The following is a 3,975-nucleotide window of genomic DNA, read 5'->3' as shown; positions in this document are numbered from 1 at the left end:
GGGCTGCGCAACCGCAGCCGCGCATCGTGCCACCCGCGCCGCGCAGCACGGCCAGCCCGCGCGCGGTGCCGAGCGTCGTGCTGACGCCCAAGGAGCGCGCGATTCTCGAGCTGCTCGCGCGCAGCCTGTCGAACAAGGAGATCGCGGTGGCGCTCGCCGTCGGCGAGGAAACCGTGAAGTGGCACCTGAAGAACCTGTTCGGCAAGCTCGACGCCAGTTCGCGCAAGCACGTCGTGCGCCGCGCGCTGGTGCTCGGGTTGCTCGAAAGCGCGCCTTGATCGCTGCGTGCGCCGGCGCTGCCGCCTGTTGCGCCCGTTGCGGCTGTTGACGGCGGCATCGGCGCCGATTCCCTTTCGATTCTCCGCAACCCTGCCCCCCGCGCATGGGGGGGAGCGGCTGCGCGCGGTTGCGTAGTCTTTCCGCACGGCTCGCACCGGCGTCGCCTCCCGCGCCTTCCCGCCTGCCTCGATGCTTCCCCGTTTCACTCGCTTTACCCGCACTGGCTCGATCCCGTGCGGGTCCATTACGATCCTGGAGACTTCGATGAAGACGAAACTGGCCGCGCTCGCGGCGCTTGCCGGCTGTTCGGCGCTCGCGCATGCGCAATCCTCCGTCACGCTGTACGGCGTGGTCGACACGGGCCTGCTGTACCAGAGCACGTCGGCCGCTTCGTTCAGCCCGAATGCGCCGAACACCGGCAAGGTGTTCCGGATGAAGGACGGCGGCATCTACTCGAGCTTCTGGGGCATCAAGGGCAGCGAGGATCTCGGCGGCGGCTACAAGGTCAATTTCAAGCTGCAGGGTTCGTTCGACAGCGGCACCGGCCGGCTCCAGTTGAGCGACACGCCGGGTGCCGTCGCGATCTTCAACCAGATTGCGTCGCTCGGCGTATCGGGGCCGTTCGGCACGTTCACGGCCGGCCGCCAGATCGTGCCGATGATCTACGCGATGGCCGACACCGACGTGCGCAACGCGCAGTTCTTCGGCAGCGTGCTGACCGCCTGGCTCGGCCTGAACACCGCGGCCGGCTGGCCGGCGACGAGCACCAACGGCGCGATCGGCGCGCTGTACGACAGCAATGCGCTCGTGTATCAGTCGCCGACGTTCGCGGGCGTGTCGCTCGCGCTCGAATACGCACCCGGCGGCGTCGCCGGACAGTTTCAGGGCGGCACGCGCGAATCGGTCGTGCTCAGGTATTCCAACTACGGGCTCAATGCATCGGCCGTCTACTACAACGGCCACGACACGAATCCGGCACCGGGTGTCGCGCCGACCGGCGTCGACAACAACCGCTTCGTCTACGTCGGCGCGAAATACACGATCCGCGATTTTTCGGTGTCGGCGTCGTACGGCAACGGCCGGAATCCCGCGCATGCGGACCGGGTGAACCTCGACATGCTGTCGGCCGGTGTCGGCTATCGCTTCACGCCCGCGTTGCAGGTCGCCTCCGCCGTGTACTACCTGAAGGACCGCAACCGCTCCGCGAACCGGTCGACGGCCGTGGTGCTCACGGCCGACTACAGCCTGTCGAAGCGGACGATGGTCTACGCACAGGCCGGCCACGTGAACAACCGCGGCACGATGGACCAGATGCTCGTGTACGGGCAGCCGGTCGCGCCCGGCGTCGGCACGACGGCCGCGATGGTCGGGCTGAGGCACAACTTCTGACGACGCAGTGACGCGCGGCGGCGCTCGCGCGCGGCGGCGCTCGCGCGCGACGCGCGGCCGCTGTCTGCAGTGATCGCGGGGATCGGCTACAGTGGGCGTTTTCGGCGCGCCCCGCCCGCTTGCCGATGCGCTCGTCCCGCCCCTGCCGCCGTGCCGGGCGCGCTCAGCGGCGCACGGCCGGCCGGCGGATCGCGGATCCTCCACGTTGACGAGCGAACCTTCATGCCCGACCTGTCCGCCTTCCCGATCACGAAAAAATGGCCGGCCCAGCATCCCGACCGTCTCCAGCTGTACTCGCTGCCGACGCCCAACGGCGTCAAGGTGTCGATCATGCTCGAGGAGACCGGCCTGCCGTACGAGCCGCACCTCGTGCGCTTCGACACGGACGACCAGCTGTCGCCCGAATTCCTGTCGCTGAACCCGAACAACAAGATCCCGGCGATCATCGATCCGAACGGCCCCGACGGCCGGCCGCTGCCGCTGTTCGAATCGGGCGCGATCCTGATCTATCTCGCCGACAAGACGGGCCAGCTGATGCCGAAGGACGCCGCGGGCCGCTACGAGACGATCCAGTGGGTGATGTTCCAGATGGGCGGCATCGGCCCGATGTTCGGCCAGGTCGGCTTCTTCCACAAGTTCGCCGGCCGTGACTACGAGGACAAGCGTCCGCGCGACCGCTACGCCGACGAATCGAAGCGCCTGCTCGCCGTGCTCGACGCGCATCTCGCGAACCGCAAGTGGATGATGGGCGATACGTACACGATCGCCGATATCTCGATCTTCCCGTGGGTGCGCAACCTGGTCGGGTTCTACGAAGCGGGCGATCTCGTCGGCTTCGGTGAGTTCCGCCATGTCGCGCGGGCGCTCGAAGCCTTCGTCGCGCGTCCGGCCGTCGCGCGCGGGCTCAATATCCCGGCACGCGGCTGATCCGCGCGGCGGGCGCACCGGGTGCGGCCCGCTGCCTGTCCGGCCCGCCGCCTTGCGCGGCGGGCGGTTTGCCGGTTTCCTTTCTGCGTTTCTGCGTTTCTGCGTTTCTGCGTTTCTGCGTTTCTGCGTTTCTGCTTTCCGAGCGTCGCGTTCAGCGTGACGAGCCCCGCGGCTGCTTTTCGGCCGGCGTCGGCTTCCCTCCTTCCAATCCCGCCAGCAGCTTTTCCAGCAGCGCCGACAACTGCGTCTGCTCCGCCTGCGACAGCACGGCCAGCATCGCGCGCTGATTGTCGACGTGCGCGACCACCGCCTCGTCGATCAGCGCGCGGCCGGCGTCCGTCAGCGCGACGAGCGTGCCGCGGCCGTCGGCCGGATTCGGCCGGCGCTCGACCCAGCCGGCCTTGTGCAGCCGGTCGATCCGCGCGGTCATCCCGCCCGACGACATCATCAGCGCGTCGTACAACGCGGTCGGCGTCAGCGCGAACGGCGCGCCGCTGCGCCGCAGCGTCGCCAGCACGTCGAATTCGCCCGGCTGCATCCCGTAGCGCGCGAACAGCGGATTGAGACCGTCGCGCGCGATCACGAGCGCGGCCTCCTGCAGCCGTCCCATCACGAGCATCGACGACGCATCCAGATCCGGGCGCTCGACGCGCCATTGCGCGAGCGCATGCGCGGCTCGATCCATTAACCCTCCTCGGCTCACCAGTTATCTTGACGTCGAGATAAATGCCGATTTATCTTGATGTCGAGATACTTTACATGAAAACGCACGACACGCCGACGGAGTGTGTCGCGCACCGATATCGAGGGCCTTCCATGAATCGCTGCATTTCCCCCGGCTGGCGGCTTGCCGCCATCGTGCTGGTCGGACTGAACCTGCGGCCGGCGCTGGCCGCGATCGGTCCGCTGCTCGACATGATCCAGCGCGCGACCGGCATCGGCGACGGCGCGGCGAGCCTGCTGACCACGATCCCGATCCTGCTGATGGGGCTGGGCGCGCTAAACGCGCGGCGGCTGCAGCGCGTGACGGGAATTGCTGGCGGCGTGTGGCTCGGCGTCGCGCTGATCGGGTTCGCCTGCGCGTCGCGCATCGGTGCGCAGCACGCGTGGGTGCTGCTGGCGAGCGCATGCTGCGCGGGCATCGGGATCGCCATGGTGCAGGCGTTGCTGCCGGGGTTCGTGAAGGCGCATTTCGCGACGCGGATCGGCGGCGCGATGGGCGTCTATTCGACGTCGATCATGGGCGGTGCGGTGCTCGCGAGCGTCGTCGCGCCGTTCGCCGCGACCCGCTGGAGCTGGCTCGTCGCGCTCGCGGGCTGGGCGCTGCCGGCCGCCATTGCAGCGCTCGCATGGCCGCTGGCCAGTCGTGGCGGCGACGCG

The 3,975-nt window shown here is 68.7% G+C and carries 5 protein-coding genes; 4 read left to right on the top strand and 1 reads right to left on the bottom strand.

Going from position 1 to position 3,975, the window contains the following annotated elements; genetic code table 11:
- The 3 genes from F3J14_RS33995 to F3J14_RS33985 all read left to right on the top strand — a co-directional run.
- A partial coding sequence (locus F3J14_RS33995; protein ID WP_247682350.1) for a helix-turn-helix transcriptional regulator occupies nt 1-278 on the top strand: 278 nt, incomplete at its 5' end.
- A gap of 265 nt (nt 279-543) precedes the next feature.
- A complete protein-coding gene (locus F3J14_RS33990) occupies nt 544-1,668 on the top strand; it encodes a porin (protein WP_166726636.1) in 1,125 nt (374 codons plus the stop codon).
- A gap of 222 nt (nt 1,669-1,890) precedes the next feature.
- Nucleotides 1,891-2,595, top strand: a complete 705-nt coding sequence (locus tag F3J14_RS33985) for a glutathione S-transferase N-terminal domain-containing protein (protein WP_166726635.1) — start codon at nt 1,891-1,893, stop codon at nt 2,593-2,595.
- A gap of 151 nt (nt 2,596-2,746) precedes the next feature.
- Here the strand turns inward: F3J14_RS33985 and F3J14_RS33980 are convergent, their stop codons facing one another.
- On the bottom strand, nt 2,747-3,280 hold the full coding sequence (locus F3J14_RS33980; RefSeq protein ID WP_166726634.1) for a MarR family transcriptional regulator: 534 nt from the start codon (nt 3,278-3,280) through the stop codon (nt 2,747-2,749).
- Nucleotides 3,281-3,411: 131 nt separating this feature from the next.
- On the opposite strand from F3J14_RS33980, the gene F3J14_RS33975 reads away from it, so the two are divergent.
- The coding region (locus tag F3J14_RS33975; protein WP_166726633.1) for a CynX/NimT family MFS transporter at nt 3,412-3,975 on the top strand (564 nt) is incomplete at its 3' end.

It is taken from the genome of Burkholderia sp. Tr-862 (genome assembly GCF_011753085.1).
Taxonomy (GTDB): domain Bacteria; phylum Pseudomonadota; class Gammaproteobacteria; order Burkholderiales; family Burkholderiaceae; genus Burkholderia; species Burkholderia ambifaria.
The sequence above is the reverse complement of the archived record's forward strand: the minus strand, read 5'-3'. Positions and strand labels throughout refer to the sequence as shown.